Genomic DNA, 14,352 nt, shown 5'->3' on the forward strand with positions numbered 1-14,352 from the left:
CGAGTTCGCATGCGAACTCCTTGCAGCCCGATCTCCGTGCTGTCTAGGTTCGTGCCCATGGCACGGCGCACCCAGCAGCAGCGGCGAGATGAGCGTCGTGCGCGTGCCACGGCAGAGCGAGTCACCGCCGACCAGACACGCGGCGAGTACCGGCCGCCGGACCGGTCCACCTGCACCGAGCGCTCCTGGTACCAGAGCGTCGACGACGCCGACACCGTCCGGGTCGACCACCGGCTCTTCCGGAGCGGCGGGAGGCTGGTCGACTTCGCCATCCTCGTCCACACGCTCGACATCGACGGGGAGTGGATCGAAGCTGCTCGTGTCGACTGCTGCCACGGGTACGTCCACCTCCACCACACCTCGGGCGAGGTCAGCGGCATCGGGCCGGTCCACAGAGCCGATGACGTGGCCGCACTCTTCGCCGTGGCATCGGACCAGGCCATGCGGTACGCCGTTACAATCCGGGACATGAAGGGCAGGGACGAGCGCGATGTCTGAGCTGGACGCATTCCGTGCGGAGATCAACCGGTCGCTCGCAGTCGGCGACTTCGCGGCCGTCGAACTCGAGGTCGTGGACGTCGAGGGCAGCACGCCGGTCGTCGTGGCCCTGGCGGACGAACGTCTCCCGGTGCTGTTGCGGCGGATCGAGGCGGTGGGCGGCTACGCGAACGTCTTCGTGAAGACGGGCAGTGGTGTTCGTCGCGTCGCCGTGATGGACGTCGACGGCGCGCTCGACGTCCGGTCCGCCGATGACATGCGGTCGGCAGCTGAACAGCCGAGCTCGGACAGCACGGTCGGGGCGTTCGTCGACTACCTCGCACACCGGGTTGGCGGTGTCGTCCTGCCGGCTCGCCTCGCGACCGCGTCGCGCAGCGCTCTGCCCGCACGTCAGGTGGAGATCGTGGCCGCCCGCTGACCGCGGGGCTGCCGCGTCAGCGCAGGCGCGCCGCCTGCTGCCGGTCCTTCTCGTGCTCCCGCACCACCGCGCTCACCGCGAGCCACAGGAGCAGCGACACGAACCACCAGAAGCTCACCACGGCAGCAGCGCCGGCGAGCGACGCCGCGAGCGGCACGAGCTCGACCGAGTCCGGTCCCTTGCCGAAGATGACGATCGCCGAGACCCAGAGCCCGATCGCCGCCAGCAGGGAGATGATCCACACGACCAAGAGACCGTCGCGCCACCCGTTGTTCACGGGACCACCGTACCGGAGCGTCTGCACAGGAACGCCGCGGACGCCGCGGAGCCCGGTCAGGGCAGGTTGATCGCCACGATCAGCGCGACGAACCCGAGCGTCACCGTCCCGACGATGAGCACCGTCCCGGCGCCCCAGGTCGTCCGGAGCCGCCGCCCGGGCTTCGCGACCTCCCGCACCCGCACGACCGGGCCGTCATCGGCGGAGACAGCCACCTCCGAGCGCTCGTCCCGCCACCGCGCCCAGCGCTCGACCCGGTCGTCGAGGGCGTCGACCGCCGCCGCGAGGGCCTCCCACCGCTCGGGTCGGTCCGTGATCAGGTCACGGGCGCTGATCAGGTACATCCAGTCGTCCACGATCTCGACGTCGAGCCCCCGCAGGTGGTCGACGAGCCGCGCCATCACGTCCGGCGTGAACAGGTACAGCGCGTCGCGTTCGTACCCGGCGGGGCAGTACAAACGGAAGTACCGGTCGAAGTCGCCCTCCAACGACAGCACCTGCGAGCCACGAACGACCGACGAGGTGTGCAGCGGGCGTCGAGGGCCCTCCTCGGACCGCAGCAGGATGTTCGGCAACGCCACCGGCAGACGCATCGCGCAGTACCCGCCGAACGCCGGCGAGGTGTTCGTCATGGTCGACCGGACGAGCTCGTGGTTCGCGAACTCCAGGCCTCGGGGCCCGGGGGTCCGGAGCACCCGGTAGCAGTTCAGCGCGCCGCGTCGACGGAGCGGGGCGTCACGACGTGTCCCGGTCGGCCCCGGGCTGTAGGTCATGCCGTTCGCCGCCGCGAACCGGGCGAGGCGGTGGTGCACCCGCTTCCGCGGGCGTCGGCGCCGCACCCGGATCCACGCCCAGGTGCAGAGGACCCCGGCCAGGCCGAGGAAGGCGCCGATCACGCTCTGCACGAGGACGGCGGTCGCCACGTCCTCGCCGCCCTCGGCGACGGTGGCGGTGATGACGAGGGCGAACGCGAGCAGGCCGATCGGTAGGCAGAGTGCTCCGGCGCCGAGGACGATCCGTCGGACGAGTCCGACCAGGTCGCGCGCCTCGGGGTGTTCGGCGACGAGGGTCTTCCAGGTCCGTCGCGCGTCGCGGCGTCGGACCGGCTCGGTGAGGGCGGTGGTGTCGATCGGTGTACGCAGTGCCTGCACGGTTCCCCCCGGTTCGCGACCTCACGACCCTACCGGGTGGCAGACGGACGGGAGGCGCGGTGCCAGCTGGCCCCGCGCCTCCCGTCCGACAGCATGACGCGTCGACTACGCGACCTGCGCGCGCACCTCGGCCAGCGTCGGGTAGTCGGTGTAGCCCTCGGCGCCGTTGCCGTAGAACAGCTCCGGGCGCGGCTCGTTCAGCTCGGTGTCCTGCTCCCAGCGGTACGCGAGGTCCGGGTTCGCGATCGCCGCGCGACCGACGCCCACGGCGTCCGCGTGGCCCTGCGTGACGAGGGCGATGGCCTCGTCACGGGTGGTCAGCGCGCTGAAGCCGGAGTTGGCGATGAACGGGGCGCCCGCGGTCCGGCGGATGTGCTGCACGAGGTCGCCGGTCGGCTCGGCGTGCAGGATGTCGACGAAGGCGAGGCCCAGCGGCGCGAGGCCCTCGGCGACGGCGGTGTAGACCGCGTGGACGTCCGCCGGGTCGCTCTCGAGGACGCCCTGGATGCCATGCTCGGGGGAGAGGCGGATGCCGGTGCGGTCGGCGCCGATGGCCTCGGCGACGGCCGTGGTGACCTCGATCGCGAAGCGGGCGCGGTTCTCGGGCGACCCGCCGTACTCGTCGGTGCGCGTGTTCGACGCTGCCGACATGAACTCGTGCACGAGGTAGCCGTTCGCCCCGTGCACCTCGACGCCGTCGAGTCCGGCGGCGATCGCGTTGCGGGCGGCGCGGACGAAGCCCTGGACGGCCTCGCGCACCTCGTCGGTGGTCAGCGCGTGGGGGACGGGCATGTCCGCCTTCGAGCCGTCGGGGAGGTGGGTCTGCCCGGGCGCGGCGATCGCGGACGGGGCGACGATGCGCGGCGTGCCGGAGATGGCGGTGTGGGACACCCGGCCACCGTGCATGAGCTGCATCACGATGCGACCGCCCTCGGCGTGCACGGCGTCGGCGACGCGGCGCCACCCGGCGATCTGCTCGTCGGTCTCGATGCCGGGCTGCCCGGGGTAGGAGCGGCCTTCCTGCACGGGCCAGGTGCCCTCGGTGACGATGAGCCCGAGGCCGGCGCGCTGGGCGTAGTGCTCGACGAGCAGGTCGTTCGGGATGCCGTGCTCACCGGCGCGCGTGCGGGTGAGGGGCGCCATCACGATGCGGTTCGACAGGGGGAGTGCGCCGAAGTCGGCGGGTTCGAAGAGCTTCACGCCCGGGTGGAACGACGTGTTGCCGGGTGCAATTCCCGCTCGGGGCGGATCGTCAGGCTCGGGGGCACACGAGCGTCGAGGAGCGCACCTGCCCCTCGGGGCGGATCACCTGGTGCTGGGAGAGGGGTTGGCCGCAGATCGGGCAACCGCGGTCGATCGTGCGGTCGTCGATGCCCTCGGGGTGGCCGGCGCCGATCTGCGACGGGCCCATCTTGGCGATGAGCGTGCTGTTCCACCGTTCGTACCACTGTCCGAAGCGACCCACGGTCCGTCCTTTCGTTCGTACACGAACCATTGTGCCACGAACGGCTTCGCGGCACACGGCCGATCACACGGTGTCGACGCGTTCGAGCAGTTCGGTGAGCTCGTCCTTCAGTGCTTCGAGGCGTTCCAGCGGCCAGCCGAGGCGGTCGGCGACGGCGAGCGGAACCGCCCGGGCTTGTTCGCGCAGGGAGCGCCCGGCGACGGTGAGGGAGACCTCGAGCTGGCGTTCGTCCGTGGTGCTCCGGGTGCGGCGGACGTAGCCGGAGGCCTCGAGACGCTTGAGCAGCGGGCTGAGTGTGGCCGAGTCGAGCCGGAGTTCGCGGGCGATCTCGCGGACGGAGCGCGGGTCCAGCTCCCAGAGGGCGAGCATGACGAGGTACTGCGGGTGCGTCAGGCCCATGGGTTCGAGCAGGTCGCGGTAGAGCCCGATGACGCTGCGGCTCGTCGCCGCGAGCGCGAAGCAGAGCTGTCGGTCGAGGGCGAGCGGGTCGACGTCGGTCTCGGTCATCCGCCCATCCTACCGTTCGTGTACGAACGAGCGGGCGGGGTCGGCGCGCGCGGTGCTCGGTCGCGTGGTTGCGGGCGCGGGATTGCGACGTCGTCGCGGTCGTACGACATCGGCGATGTCGTCGGAACGCGCGTGCAACGTTTGCGAGCGCGGGATTGCGACGTCGTCGCGGTCGTACGACATCGGCGATGTCGTTCCGGCTCGGCAGACGGGCGCCGGCCGCGACGCACAGGAGGCGCGGGCCGACCCGTGTGGGTCGACCCGCGCCTCCTGGGTGGTCGCGTCGTGCCTACGCGCGGTGCGCCGGCGGGTGCCCCGACTCGTGCGCGTTCGCGTCCGGCTCCACGGGGAGCGCGTGCGACCCGGTGTGGGTGCTCTCGTGCCCACCGGCCGGGTGCGACCGCTCGAGCTTGGCGCCCTCGACGTCGACGTCCGGCACGATCCGGTCGAGCCACTTCGGGAACCACCACGCGCTCTCGCCGAGCAGGTGCATCGCGGCCGGGATGAGCAGCATCCGGACGACGAACGCGTCGACCAGCACACCGAACGCCAGGCCGAAGCCGATCGGCTTGATGGTGGAGGAGTCCGAGAAGATGAAGCCCGCGAACACCGAGATCATGATGATCGCGGCCGCCGTGACCACCGCGCGACCGGCGTGCAGGCCCCGCTGGACCGCGACCTTCGCCGAGGCTCCGTGGGCGTACGCCTCGCGCATGCCCGACACCAGGAAGAGCTGGTAGTCCATCGCGAGCCCGAACAGGATGCCGATCTCGATGATGGGCAGGAAGCTCAGGATCGGTGCGGGGTCGTGCACCCCGAACACGCTGCCGAGCCAGCCCCACTGGTAGATCGCGGTCAGGCCACCGAACGACGCCAGGACGGACAGGATGAAACCGGCCGTCGCGGTGATCGGCACGAGGAACGACCGGAACACGATGATGAGGATGATCAGCGACAGGCCGACGACCACCACGAGGTAGAGCGGCAGCACGTTCGAGAGCTTCTCGGACACGTCGATGTTGGCGGACGCGTTGCCGGCGACCCCGAGCGTGACCTTCCCGTCGTCGGTGGAGACGGTCTGCTCGCGGAGGTCCTTCACGAGGGTCTCGGTCGAGACGCTGTCCGGGCCACCGGCGGGCTTCACCTGGAACGCGATGATGTCGCGGTCCTTCGAGGCGCCGATCGGCAGGACGGCCTTCACATCGTCGTTCTTCGCGATCGCTTCACCGATGGTGACCTCGGTCGCGGTGACGTCGTCCTCGCTGACCGAGTCCGGCAGGGTGGCGACCACGAGGAGCGGCCCGTTCTGGCCGGCACCGAACTCGTCGTCGAGGGCCTTGTACGCCTTGTACTGGCTGGACTCCACGGACTCCGACGCACCCGTCGGCAGGCCGAGGCGCATCTGCGTGGCGGGGAGGGCGATGGTGCCGAGCACCGCGACGCCGGCGACGAGCGTGATGACCGCGCGCCAGGTCGACATCGGCTTGTTCGGGACGCGGGTCGAGTCGGTGTTGCCGATCTTCGCGCGCTCCTTCTTCCGGAGGATCCGCATGCCGATGAGCGACAGCAGCGCCGGGGTGAAGGACGTCGCGATGAGGATCGCGAAGAACACGGCGACCGCACCGACCGTGCCCATCAGACCGAGGAACGGGATGCCCGTGATGTTCAGGGCGAGCAGCGCGACGATGACGGTCGCGCCCGCGAAGACCACGGCGTTGCCGGAGGTGCCGTTCGCGAGCCCGATGGACTCGTGCACGCCCATGCCCTGCTTCAGCTGGGTCCGGTGTCGGTTGAGGATGAAGAGCGAGTAGTCGATGCCGACCGCCAGGCCCAGCATCACCCCCAGCACCGGCGTGACCGAGATGAACTCGACGAGGCTCGAGAACGACAGGGCCGCGAGGGACGCCACGCCGACGCCGAGCACGGCGGAGACGAGCGGGACGGCGGCGCCGATGATCGTGCGGAGCATGAGGAACAGCACGATCGCGGCGATGATCACGCCGCCGATCTCACCGGGGCCGAGGATCGACGGGACGCCCTGGGCGATGTCGTTCGAGACGTACACGTCGACGCCGCTGATGTCGGCCGCCTCGGCGTCGTCCGCGATCTGGGTCTTCGTGTCGGCCGGGACCTCGTAGGTCGACTTCGTGAACTGCACGGTGCCGATGACGGCGCTGCCGTTCGACGACACGAAGCGGATGTCCTTCGACAGGTCGAGGAGCTTGGAGCCCTGCTCGAGCTCCTGTTCGCTGTCGTCGAGCTTCTTCGTGTTGTCGTCGATCTTCTGCTGTGCGGCCTCGATCTGCTGCTCGCCCGAGGTGATCTGCTGCTGCTGCGCGTCGATCTGTGCCTGTGCCTGGGCGAGCTGGGTCTGGGCGGCCGCCGCCGCGGCACCTCCCGCTGCCTCGGCCTGGGCCTTCTGCGCGTTCAGCTGGGCCTGCGCGCTGGCGATCTGCTCCTTGCCGGACGCCAACTGCGACTTCTGCGCGTCGAGCTCCTCCTGGCCGCTCTCGATCTGCGCACGGCCGTCGGTGATCTGCTCGCGGCCGTCGACGATCTTCTGCCGCTGGTCGTCGAGCTGCTGCTGGGTGTCGAACCCGCTCGTGGCGCCCTTGACGCCGTCGAGCTTCTCGACCTTCTGCAGGAAGTCGGCGACGTCGGACTTCTGGGCGTCGCTGAAGGCCTTGCCGTTCGTCGTCTCGAAGACGATCGTGCCGGTGCCGCCGTTCGCGGACGGGAACTTGTCGGCGAGCTCGTCCTGCACCTGGCTCGTCTTGGTGTTCGGGATCGTGATCGACGACGAGATGGTGCCGGCGAAGAGCGAGTACGTGACACCCGCGATGCCCATGATCACCACCCACGCGATGATCACGAGCCAGTGGCGTCGTGCGGAGAACCGTCCGAGACGGTAGAGGAGACCGGCCATGCGGTTGCCCCGATCCTTTCGTTGTCAGCTGCTGTGGAGCGGGGTGCGCCGGTGGACCCCTGGGAGGGAAGTGTCAGTCGTCGGCCATGTAGCCGCTGCGGACGCTGTGCACGAGTCGTGCGAGCAGGGCGTCCCAGTCGTCGAGCGCGTCCTGGTCGAGGCGGGGTCCGGTCGTCGTGAGCCAGTGCTCGGCGATCACGACGATCCCGCTCATCAGGGACTCGACGAGGAGTGCGGCGTCGAGGGCGTCGGCGGCCGGGTGGCGTCGGGCGACCTCGTCGCGGAGTCGTTCGGTGACCCGTGCGAAGGCGGTCTGCGTGAGCACCGCGGCCTTGGGGTCGTCCTTGCCGGGGTCGCCGAGGATCCGGTACATCCCGGCGATCGCGGGCGCCAGGTCGGCACCGCGGGCGGCAGACTCGAGCTCGTCGAACATCGACGACCGGCTACCGTCGCCGACCGGGGTCTTCGCCATGTCGGCGAGGAAGCGGTCGATGATGACCGAGAGCTCCTGCTCGCAGACGGCGAGCAGGACCTCGTCGAGGGACCCGAAGTGGTTGAACACGGTCCGGCGGGCGATGTCGGCCCGTGAGGCGAGGTCCTCGACGCTGAACCCGCGGCCCCCGCGCTCCTCGACGAGGTCGCGGGCGGCCTGCAGGATCGCCGCACGGTGCTTCGCCTTGAGGGCAGCACGGCGGTCGATCGACAGAGTCACGGCCACGACACTAGGTGCATCGATGCACTCGGTGCAACGATGTGGAGAGCATCTTCAGGTACGTACCCCGGCAGGAACCGTGGTTCTGAACAGATGTGCACGTGGTTGACTGGGCGAGCACGTCCGCCGTACGAAGGAGTACCCGATGCCCGTCCGTCTGTCCCCGCAGCACCTCGACGAGATCGCCGCGAGCGGTGTCGCCGTCCCGACCTACGACCGCGACGGGATCACCGCCGGCATCGTGCACTTCGGCGTCGGCGGCTTCCACCGGGCGCACCAGGCGATGGTGATCGACCGGCTGCTCCAGCAGGGCGAGGCCCGCGAGTACGGCATCTGCGGCGTCGGCGTGCTCGAGCAGGACCGTCGGATGGCCACGGCGATGGCCGAGCAGGGCGGGCTGTACACGCTCGTCCTCAAGCACCCCGACGGCACCCGCGAGTCCCGCGTGATCGGCAGCATCGTCGACTACCTGCTCGCCGTCGACGACCCCGACGCCGTCGTCGAGAAGATGGCGCACCCGGACACCCGGATCGTCAGCCTGACCATCACCGAGGGTGGCTACAACTTCGACCACGTCACCGGCGAGTTCGTCGCCGACGAGCCGGGCGTCGCGGCCGACCTGCGCGGCGACGGCCCGCCGCACACCGTGTTCGGACTCGTCGTCGAGGCCCTGCGGCGCCGGCGGGACCGTGGGCTGGAGCCCTTCACCGTGATGTCCTGCGACAACATCCAGGGGAACGGGCACGTCGCCCGCGAGATGTTCACCGCCTACGCCCGGCTGCAGGACCCGGCGTTCGCCGACTGGATGGACGAGCACGTCTCGTTCCCGAACTCGATGGTCGACCGGATCACCCCGGTCACCGCCGACGAGGACCGCGCCTGGGTCCGTGACGAGCTCGGCATCGAGGACGCCTGGCCCGTCGTCGCCGAACCGTTCTTCCAGTGGGTGCTCGAGGACGACCACCCCGCGGGCCGGCCGCCGTACGAGCAGGCCGACGTCCAGATCGTCGACGACGTCGAGCCGTACGAGCTCATGAAGTTGCGGCTGTTGAACGCGAGCCACCAGGGCCTGTGCTACTTCGGGTACCTGTCCGGGTACCGCTACGCGCACGAGGCCACGCAGGACCCGGCGATCGCGACCTTCCTGCGCCGGTACATGGACGAGGAGGGCACGCCGACCCTGCACCCGGTGCCCGGCATCGACCTCGAGGACTACAAGTCCACCCTCATCGAGCGCTTCCAGAACCCCGAGGTCCGCGACACCCTCGCCCGGCTCTGCGCCGAGTCGAGCGACCGCATCCCGAAGTGGCTGCTGCCGGTGGTGCGCGAGAACCTCGCCGCCGACCGACCCGTCACCCTGTCCGCGGGCATCGTGGCCTCGTGGGCACGCTACGACGAGGGCACCGACGAGTCCGGCGAGCCGATCCAGATCGTCGACCGGCTGGCCGAGCCGTTGCACCGCATCGCGCTCACGCAGCGGGACGACCGGCTCGCCTTCATCCGGAACCGCCAGGTCTTCGGGGACCTCGTGGACGACGACCGGTTCGTCACGGCCTACCGCGACGCCCTCGACGGGCTGATCGCGGACGGTGCCCACGCGACGGTGACGCGCCTGTCGCGTTCCTGAGACGCGACCGGATACGGTCCAGGAGGCGCGGTGCCAGGCCGCACCGCGCCTCCTGGCCCGTCCCGTGGTGCGTCCAGGGCGCTAGGGTCGCGTCGTGAACCGGACCGACCGCCTGTACGCGCTCGTCGAGGAGCTGCGCGCGGCGGCACCCGGCCGACGGAGCGCTCGTCGCCTGGCCGAGCACTTCGGGGTGAGCGTCCGCACCGTCGAACGGGACCTGCGGGCGTTGCAGGAGGCCGGCCTCCCGATCTGGTCCGAGCCCGGACGCACCGGCGGGTACACCATCGACGCCCGCGCGACGCTCCCGCCCCTCGGGCTCACGGTGGACGAGGCGCTCGCCGTGGCGATCGGCCTCGGGACCCTCGGTGCGAGCCCCTTCCGCGACGCCGCCAGGAGCGCGGCGCGCAAGGTCACCGCGGTGCTCGCCGAGGACGACGCCCGTCGGACGGCACGACTCGCGGCACGAGTGCTCCTGCTCGAGGCGGGGGACCGGGCCCCGGCACCCGTCGCACTCGCGGGGGCGCTCACCGGCGGACGCGTGGTGCGGATGCGGTACCGGGACGCGACCGGCACCGAGACCGACCGCACGGTCGAGCCGCTCGGGTACGTCGGCAAGGGGGAGGACTGGTACCTCGTCGCCTGGTGCCGACTGCGCGACGGGGTCCGGGCGTTCCGCGGCGACCGGGTGCTGGCCGTCGAGGAGACCGACGAGGTCGCGCCGCCGCGGGTCGTCCGGACCGAGGAGCTCGACATCCCGCACGGGGTGCTCCGACCCGTCCTCGGGGACTGACGGACAGATCCGCGGAAACCCCGACAGGACGGTGTCGCGGACGGCGAGGATGCTCGACCCCGGGTGGCCACGGTGGTCACCCGGGAAGGCACACCGTGGAGTTCGCATCGATCCGCATCATCACCGACGACCTGGACGGGATGGTGGCGTTCTACGAGCGCGTCACCGGCACCACCGCCCGACGTCCGGCTCCGGTCTTCGCGGAGATCGTGACCGGCGGCCTCGTGCTCGCGCTCGGGACGCCGGCGACGGTCGCGGTGCTCGGCGTCGACGCGCCTCGGGCGGGTGCGGCGGGCAGCGCGATCGTCGAGTTCCTCGTGGCGGACGTGGACGCGACGTTCGACCGCCTGCAGGTGGGTCCCGCCGACGTGGTGCTGCCGCCGACGACGATGCCGTGGGGCAACCGGTCCGCGATCCTCCGGGACCCGGACGGCACGCTGGTGAACCTGTTCAGCCGTCCCGCGTGACCGTTCCGGTTCGTCGACCCCGGTGATCGCGAACCGCGACGGTCAGCGCTCGTCGTCGTCCCACGGCACCGGCGTGGTCGCGCCCGTCTCCCAGTCGCGGCGGAGCACGCCGTAGCCGACCGAGGCGACGGGGCGTCCGCCCTCGACGGGCCAGCCCTCGCGGTAGTGCGCCTCCTTCACCCAGCCGGCGCGGACGAACACGCGCCGCATCGCGACGTTGTCCTCGCGCGTCTGCCCCTCGAAGCGCGTGACCTCGGGCAGGGTGCGGAACACGTGGTCGGTCGTCGCGCGGAGTGCCGGGACGCCGAGGCCCTGCCCGCGGAACCGACCGGCGATCCGGAGGTCGAAGAGCGGGACGGGGTCGGCCAGGTCCTCGAGCCGGACGATCCCCACGCGGCCGAGCTCGTCGTGCTCCAACCAAGAGGTGTCGTGCTCGTCGTCGCGGTACGCACCGGCGTCGACGGCGGCCTCGGCGTCGGCGCGGGGGATGGTGCGCCGGACGTGGAACGGGAACTCCTCGCCGGTGAGGAACGCGATCAGGTCGGCGCGGTCGGCGCCGGTCGGGTCGAGCCGGACGAGTGAGACGGAGGACATGGCGATCAGGGTAGCGGCGTCGTGTTCAGCGGCGTCGTGTTCAGCGGGGGAGCGAGGCGGCCCAGCGGCCGATCGCGTCGTAGGCGCGCTCGCGGACCTCGGGGGCGGAGAGCACGACGTCGTGCACGGCGCCGTGCAGGCGTCGGACCGTGACCTCGCTGCCGAGGGACAGGGCACGGTGCGCGACGACGTCCACGTTGAGCGCGACGTCCGCCCGCGCCATCCCGTCGTCCCACCGGGGTTGCAGCATGCTCTTGTCGCTGAGGAGGACGAGCACGGGCACCTCGAGGTCGAGTCCGGCCTCGACCGTGGCCTGGCCGTCGAACACCGCGGCGAGCCAGTTCGGGTGCAGGGGGAAGCCCCGGTCGGGTCGCCACTGCTGGTCGTACGTCCACGAGCCCTCGCCCGCGGCGGACACCGTGCGGGTGTAGAAGCCGGGGTCGACGGCGGGCATCGGCGCGAGCGGGTTCCGACGGGCGCCGAGCTTGATGACCGGCGCCACGATCGCACGGCCGACCGCGCTCGCCTGGAACTCGAGCCACGGGCTGTTCAGGATGAGACCGTCGATCCGGTCGGCGTGCCGGGCAGCCCACAGCGACAGGGTCAGACCGCCGGTCGAGTGGCCCATCGGCACGAGCCGACGACCGGTCTCGCCGTGGTGCTCCGCGGCGATGGCGTCGAGCGCGGCGGCGATGTCCTCGTCGTAGGTGGCGAGGTCGTCGACGTTCCCCGGGGTCTGCCGCGGTCGCAGGCTCCGCCCGTACTTGCGCAGGTCGAGGGCGTGGAACCGGGCACCGAGCCGCTCGACGCGCTCCGCGAGCTCGACCTGGAAGAAGTAGTCCGACCAGCCGTGCACGTACAGCACGTCGACGCCGTGCAGCGGACCGCGTGCGTGCAGCAGGAGGTCCGCGGCGGATCGGCGTCGTCGGACGAGCGTCGCCACCACCGGACCCTCGTGGTCCTCGCCGAGCGGGAGCTCGAGGCACTCGAACGGCGCCCCGAGGACGTCCTCGCGCCACCCGTGGTCCGCCATCCGTCGAGCGTATCCGGAGCCCCTCCGCGTGGTACCGGGGTACCACGCAGCGCGCCCGGAGATCGGTTCCGGTGCCGATGTGCGGGCGGGTGCGGTCTCCGTACGGTTGCCGCATGATCGAGATCCAGAACCTGACGAAGCGCTACGGCGAGAAGGTCGCCGTCGACGACGTGTCGTTCACCGTCCGCCCCGGGGTGGTCACCGGCTTCCTCGGCCCGAACGGCGCCGGCAAGTCCACGACCATGCGGGCCGTGATGGGCCTCGACAGCCCGACCTCGGGCAGCGCCGTGGTCGACGGGCGCCCGTACCGCGAGCTCCGCGACCCGCTCCGCCGCGTCGGGGCGCTGCTCGAGGCGAAGGCCGTGCACAAGGGCCGCAGCGCGTACGACCACCTGCGCGCCCTCGCCGCGACGCACCGGATCCCGAAGGCCCGGGTCGAGGAGGTCATCGGCATGACCGGTCTCGAGCGGGTCGCGAAGCAGCGCGTCGGTGGGTTCTCCCTCGGCATGGGGCAGCGGCTCGGCATCGCCGCGGCGCTCCTCGGCGACCCGCAGACGCTCATCCTCGACGAGCCGGTCAACGGCCTCGACCCCGAGGGCGTCGTGTGGGTGCGGCAGCTCGCCCGGAGCCTCGCCGCCGAGGGCCGTGCGGTCTTCATCTCGAGCCACCTGATGAGCGAGATGGCGCTGACCGCGGACCGCATCGTCGTGATGGGCCGCGGCCGGGTCCTCGCCGACACGGACCTCGCCGACCTCGTCGCGTCCTCGACCGAGCGCTCCGTCTCCGTCCGGACGCCGGAGCCCGACCGGCTCATGACCGCCATCGCCGGTCCGGATGTCACGGTCACGTACGAGGACGACGGCGCACTGCACGTGCGCGGACTCGGCGCGGAACAGATCGGCGAGGCGGCCGCTGCGTCCGGGATCGTCCTGCACCGGCTGGCCTCCACCGAGGCGAGCCTCGAGCAGGCGTACCTCGAACTCACGCACGACGAGGTCGAGTACCGGTCGGAGGTCGCACGATGAGCGCCACGATGACGACGGACCGGCCCCGCACGCTGCACCAGCACGACGCCGCACGCATCCGGTTCTCGGGCGTGCTGCACTCCGAGTGGATCAAGCTGCGGTCCCTCCGCTCCACGATCTGGAGCCTGCTCGTCCTCGTCCTCGTGCCGATCGGCATCGGCGTCCTGCTCGCCTCGCTGGCGGACGACGGGGGCCGGACCGTCACCGGGGACGCCGCCCGGAACGCGCTCGTGCAGTACAGCACCAGCGGTGCGACGATCGCCGTCCTGGTCGTGGCCGTCATCGGCGCCCTCGTCGTGACCGGCGAGTACGGCACCGGCATGATCCGGTCGACGTTCTCGGCGGTGCCCCGGCGGTGGGAGGCGCTCGCCGCGAAGGGCATCGTGCTCGCCGCGACCGTGTTCGTCACGAGCGCCGTCAGCGTGTGGGCGACGGCGTTCACGACGCTGCCGATCGCCGACGCGAACGGGGTCGAGGCCTCGCTCGACGCCAGCGTCGCGATGCCACTGCTCGGTGCGTCGGTGTACCTGACCCTCATCGCGCTGCTCGCCTTCGCCGTGGGCATCGTGCTGCGCTCCACCGCGGGGGCGATCGCCACCGTGCTCGGCCTCATGCTGGTGGCCCCGGTGGTGGTCCAGCTCGTGCAGGGGTTCACGAACGCGACGTGGCTCGGCACGCTGAACAACCTGCTCCCGCAGAACGCCGGGCAGCCGCTCATGCAGTTCGGCACCGAGGACACCTCGGGCTGGCACGACGGCGTCCTAGCCTTGGGAGGGTGGAGCGGATTCGCGGTGCTGGCGGCCTGGGTGGTCGCGGCGTCGGCGACGGCACTCGTCCTGGCGCACAAGCGGGACGCGTGACG

At 71.3% G+C, this 14,352-nt stretch carries 16 protein-coding genes; 7 read left to right on the plus strand and 9 right to left on the minus strand.

The features are described 5' to 3' along the window. The first annotated feature begins 57 nt into the window (after positions 1–57). Positions 58–498 carry a hypothetical protein gene (locus ACIPEP_RS03165; RefSeq protein ID WP_402716479.1) on the plus strand — a complete coding sequence of 147 codons (441 nt, stop codon included), beginning with the start codon at positions 58–60 and terminating at the stop codon, positions 496–498. Beyond that, positions 491–916, plus strand: a complete 426-nt coding sequence (locus tag ACIPEP_RS03170; protein ID WP_402716480.1) for a hypothetical protein — start codon at positions 491–493, stop codon at positions 914–916. Before ACIPEP_RS03165 ends, ACIPEP_RS03170 begins: the two co-directional genes overlap by 8 nt. Before the next feature lie 16 nt (positions 917–932). Here ACIPEP_RS03170 and ACIPEP_RS03175 read toward each other — a convergent pair whose 3' ends face one another. The 7 genes from ACIPEP_RS03175 to ACIPEP_RS03205 form a co-directional block, all read right to left on the minus strand. Further along, positions 933–1,193 (minus strand): hypothetical protein, encoded by a 261-nt coding sequence (locus tag ACIPEP_RS03175; RefSeq protein ID WP_092386063.1) that lies wholly within the window; start codon positions 1,191–1,193, stop codon positions 933–935. Between the two features lie 56 nt (positions 1,194–1,249). Next, positions 1,250–2,344, minus strand: coding sequence for a hypothetical protein (locus ACIPEP_RS03180; protein WP_402716481.1), 1,095 nt, complete (start codon positions 2,342–2,344; stop codon positions 1,250–1,252). Positions 2,345–2,449: 105 nt separating this feature from the next. Beyond that, positions 2,450–3,544 (minus strand): alkene reductase, encoded by a 1,095-nt coding sequence (locus ACIPEP_RS03185; protein WP_092386067.1) that lies wholly within the window; start codon positions 3,542–3,544, stop codon positions 2,450–2,452. A gap of 52 nt (positions 3,545–3,596) precedes the next feature. Beyond that, on the minus strand, positions 3,597–3,809 hold the full coding sequence (locus tag ACIPEP_RS03190; protein ID WP_175473687.1) for a hypothetical protein: 213 nt from the start codon (positions 3,807–3,809) through the stop codon (positions 3,597–3,599). A gap of 63 nt (positions 3,810–3,872) precedes the next feature. Then, complete coding sequence (locus tag ACIPEP_RS03195; RefSeq protein ID WP_402716482.1) at positions 3,873–4,316, minus strand: MarR family winged helix-turn-helix transcriptional regulator; 444 nt, start codon at positions 4,314–4,316, stop codon at positions 3,873–3,875. A gap of 289 nt (positions 4,317–4,605) precedes the next feature. Further along, entirely contained in the window at positions 4,606–7,242 is a 2,637-nt protein-coding gene (locus ACIPEP_RS03200; protein ID WP_402716483.1) for an MMPL family transporter, read from the minus strand. 73 nt (positions 7,243–7,315) lie between these two features. Beyond that, complete coding sequence (locus tag ACIPEP_RS03205; RefSeq protein WP_139219791.1) at positions 7,316–7,954, minus strand: TetR/AcrR family transcriptional regulator; 639 nt, start codon at positions 7,952–7,954, stop codon at positions 7,316–7,318. 145 nt (positions 7,955–8,099) lie between these two features. Between ACIPEP_RS03205 and ACIPEP_RS03210 the strand changes: the two genes are divergently transcribed. The 3 genes from ACIPEP_RS03210 to ACIPEP_RS03220 all read left to right on the plus strand — a co-directional run bounded on the left by ACIPEP_RS03210 (position 8,100) and on the right by ACIPEP_RS03220 (position 10,838). Beyond that, a complete protein-coding gene (locus ACIPEP_RS03210; protein WP_071296010.1) occupies positions 8,100–9,581 on the plus strand; it encodes a mannitol dehydrogenase family protein in 1,482 nt (493 codons plus the stop codon). A 94-nt stretch (positions 9,582–9,675) separates the two neighbouring features. Then, positions 9,676–10,371 carry a YafY family protein gene (locus ACIPEP_RS03215; protein WP_071296009.1) on the plus strand — a complete coding sequence of 232 codons (696 nt, stop codon included), beginning with the start codon at positions 9,676–9,678 and terminating at the stop codon, positions 10,369–10,371. Between the two features lie 95 nt (positions 10,372–10,466). Continuing rightward, positions 10,467–10,838: a VOC family protein gene (locus tag ACIPEP_RS03220; protein ID WP_071296008.1), complete on the plus strand. Its 372-nt coding sequence runs from the start codon at positions 10,467–10,469 to the stop codon at positions 10,836–10,838. A gap of 42 nt (positions 10,839–10,880) precedes the next feature. Here ACIPEP_RS03220 and ACIPEP_RS03225 read toward each other — a convergent pair whose 3' ends face one another. Both ACIPEP_RS03225 and ACIPEP_RS03230 read right to left on the minus strand, forming a co-directional pair. Further along, positions 10,881–11,432, minus strand: coding sequence for a GNAT family N-acetyltransferase (locus ACIPEP_RS03225; RefSeq protein ID WP_402716484.1), 552 nt, complete (start codon positions 11,430–11,432; stop codon positions 10,881–10,883). 40 nt (positions 11,433–11,472) lie between these two features. Beyond that, positions 11,473–12,465, minus strand: coding sequence for an alpha/beta hydrolase (locus ACIPEP_RS03230; RefSeq protein ID WP_402716485.1), 993 nt, complete (start codon positions 12,463–12,465; stop codon positions 11,473–11,475). A 113-nt stretch (positions 12,466–12,578) separates the two neighbouring features. On the opposite strand from ACIPEP_RS03230, the gene ACIPEP_RS03235 reads away from it, so the two are divergent. Next, the gene (locus ACIPEP_RS03235) at positions 12,579–13,490 is read left to right on the plus strand and encodes an ABC transporter ATP-binding protein (RefSeq protein WP_070418174.1); all 912 of its coding nucleotides are present in this window, start codon (positions 12,579–12,581) and stop codon (positions 13,488–13,490) included. Beyond that, positions 13,487–14,350 carry an ABC transporter permease subunit gene (locus ACIPEP_RS03240; RefSeq protein WP_402716486.1) on the plus strand — a complete coding sequence of 288 codons (864 nt, stop codon included), beginning with the start codon at positions 13,487–13,489 and terminating at the stop codon, positions 14,348–14,350. Before ACIPEP_RS03235 ends, ACIPEP_RS03240 begins: the two co-directional genes overlap by 4 nt. Positions 14,351–14,352: the final 2 nt, after the last annotated feature.

Source organism: Curtobacterium sp. NPDC087082 (genome assembly GCF_044745045.1).
Lineage (GTDB): Bacteria > Actinomycetota > Actinomycetes > Actinomycetales > Microbacteriaceae > Curtobacterium.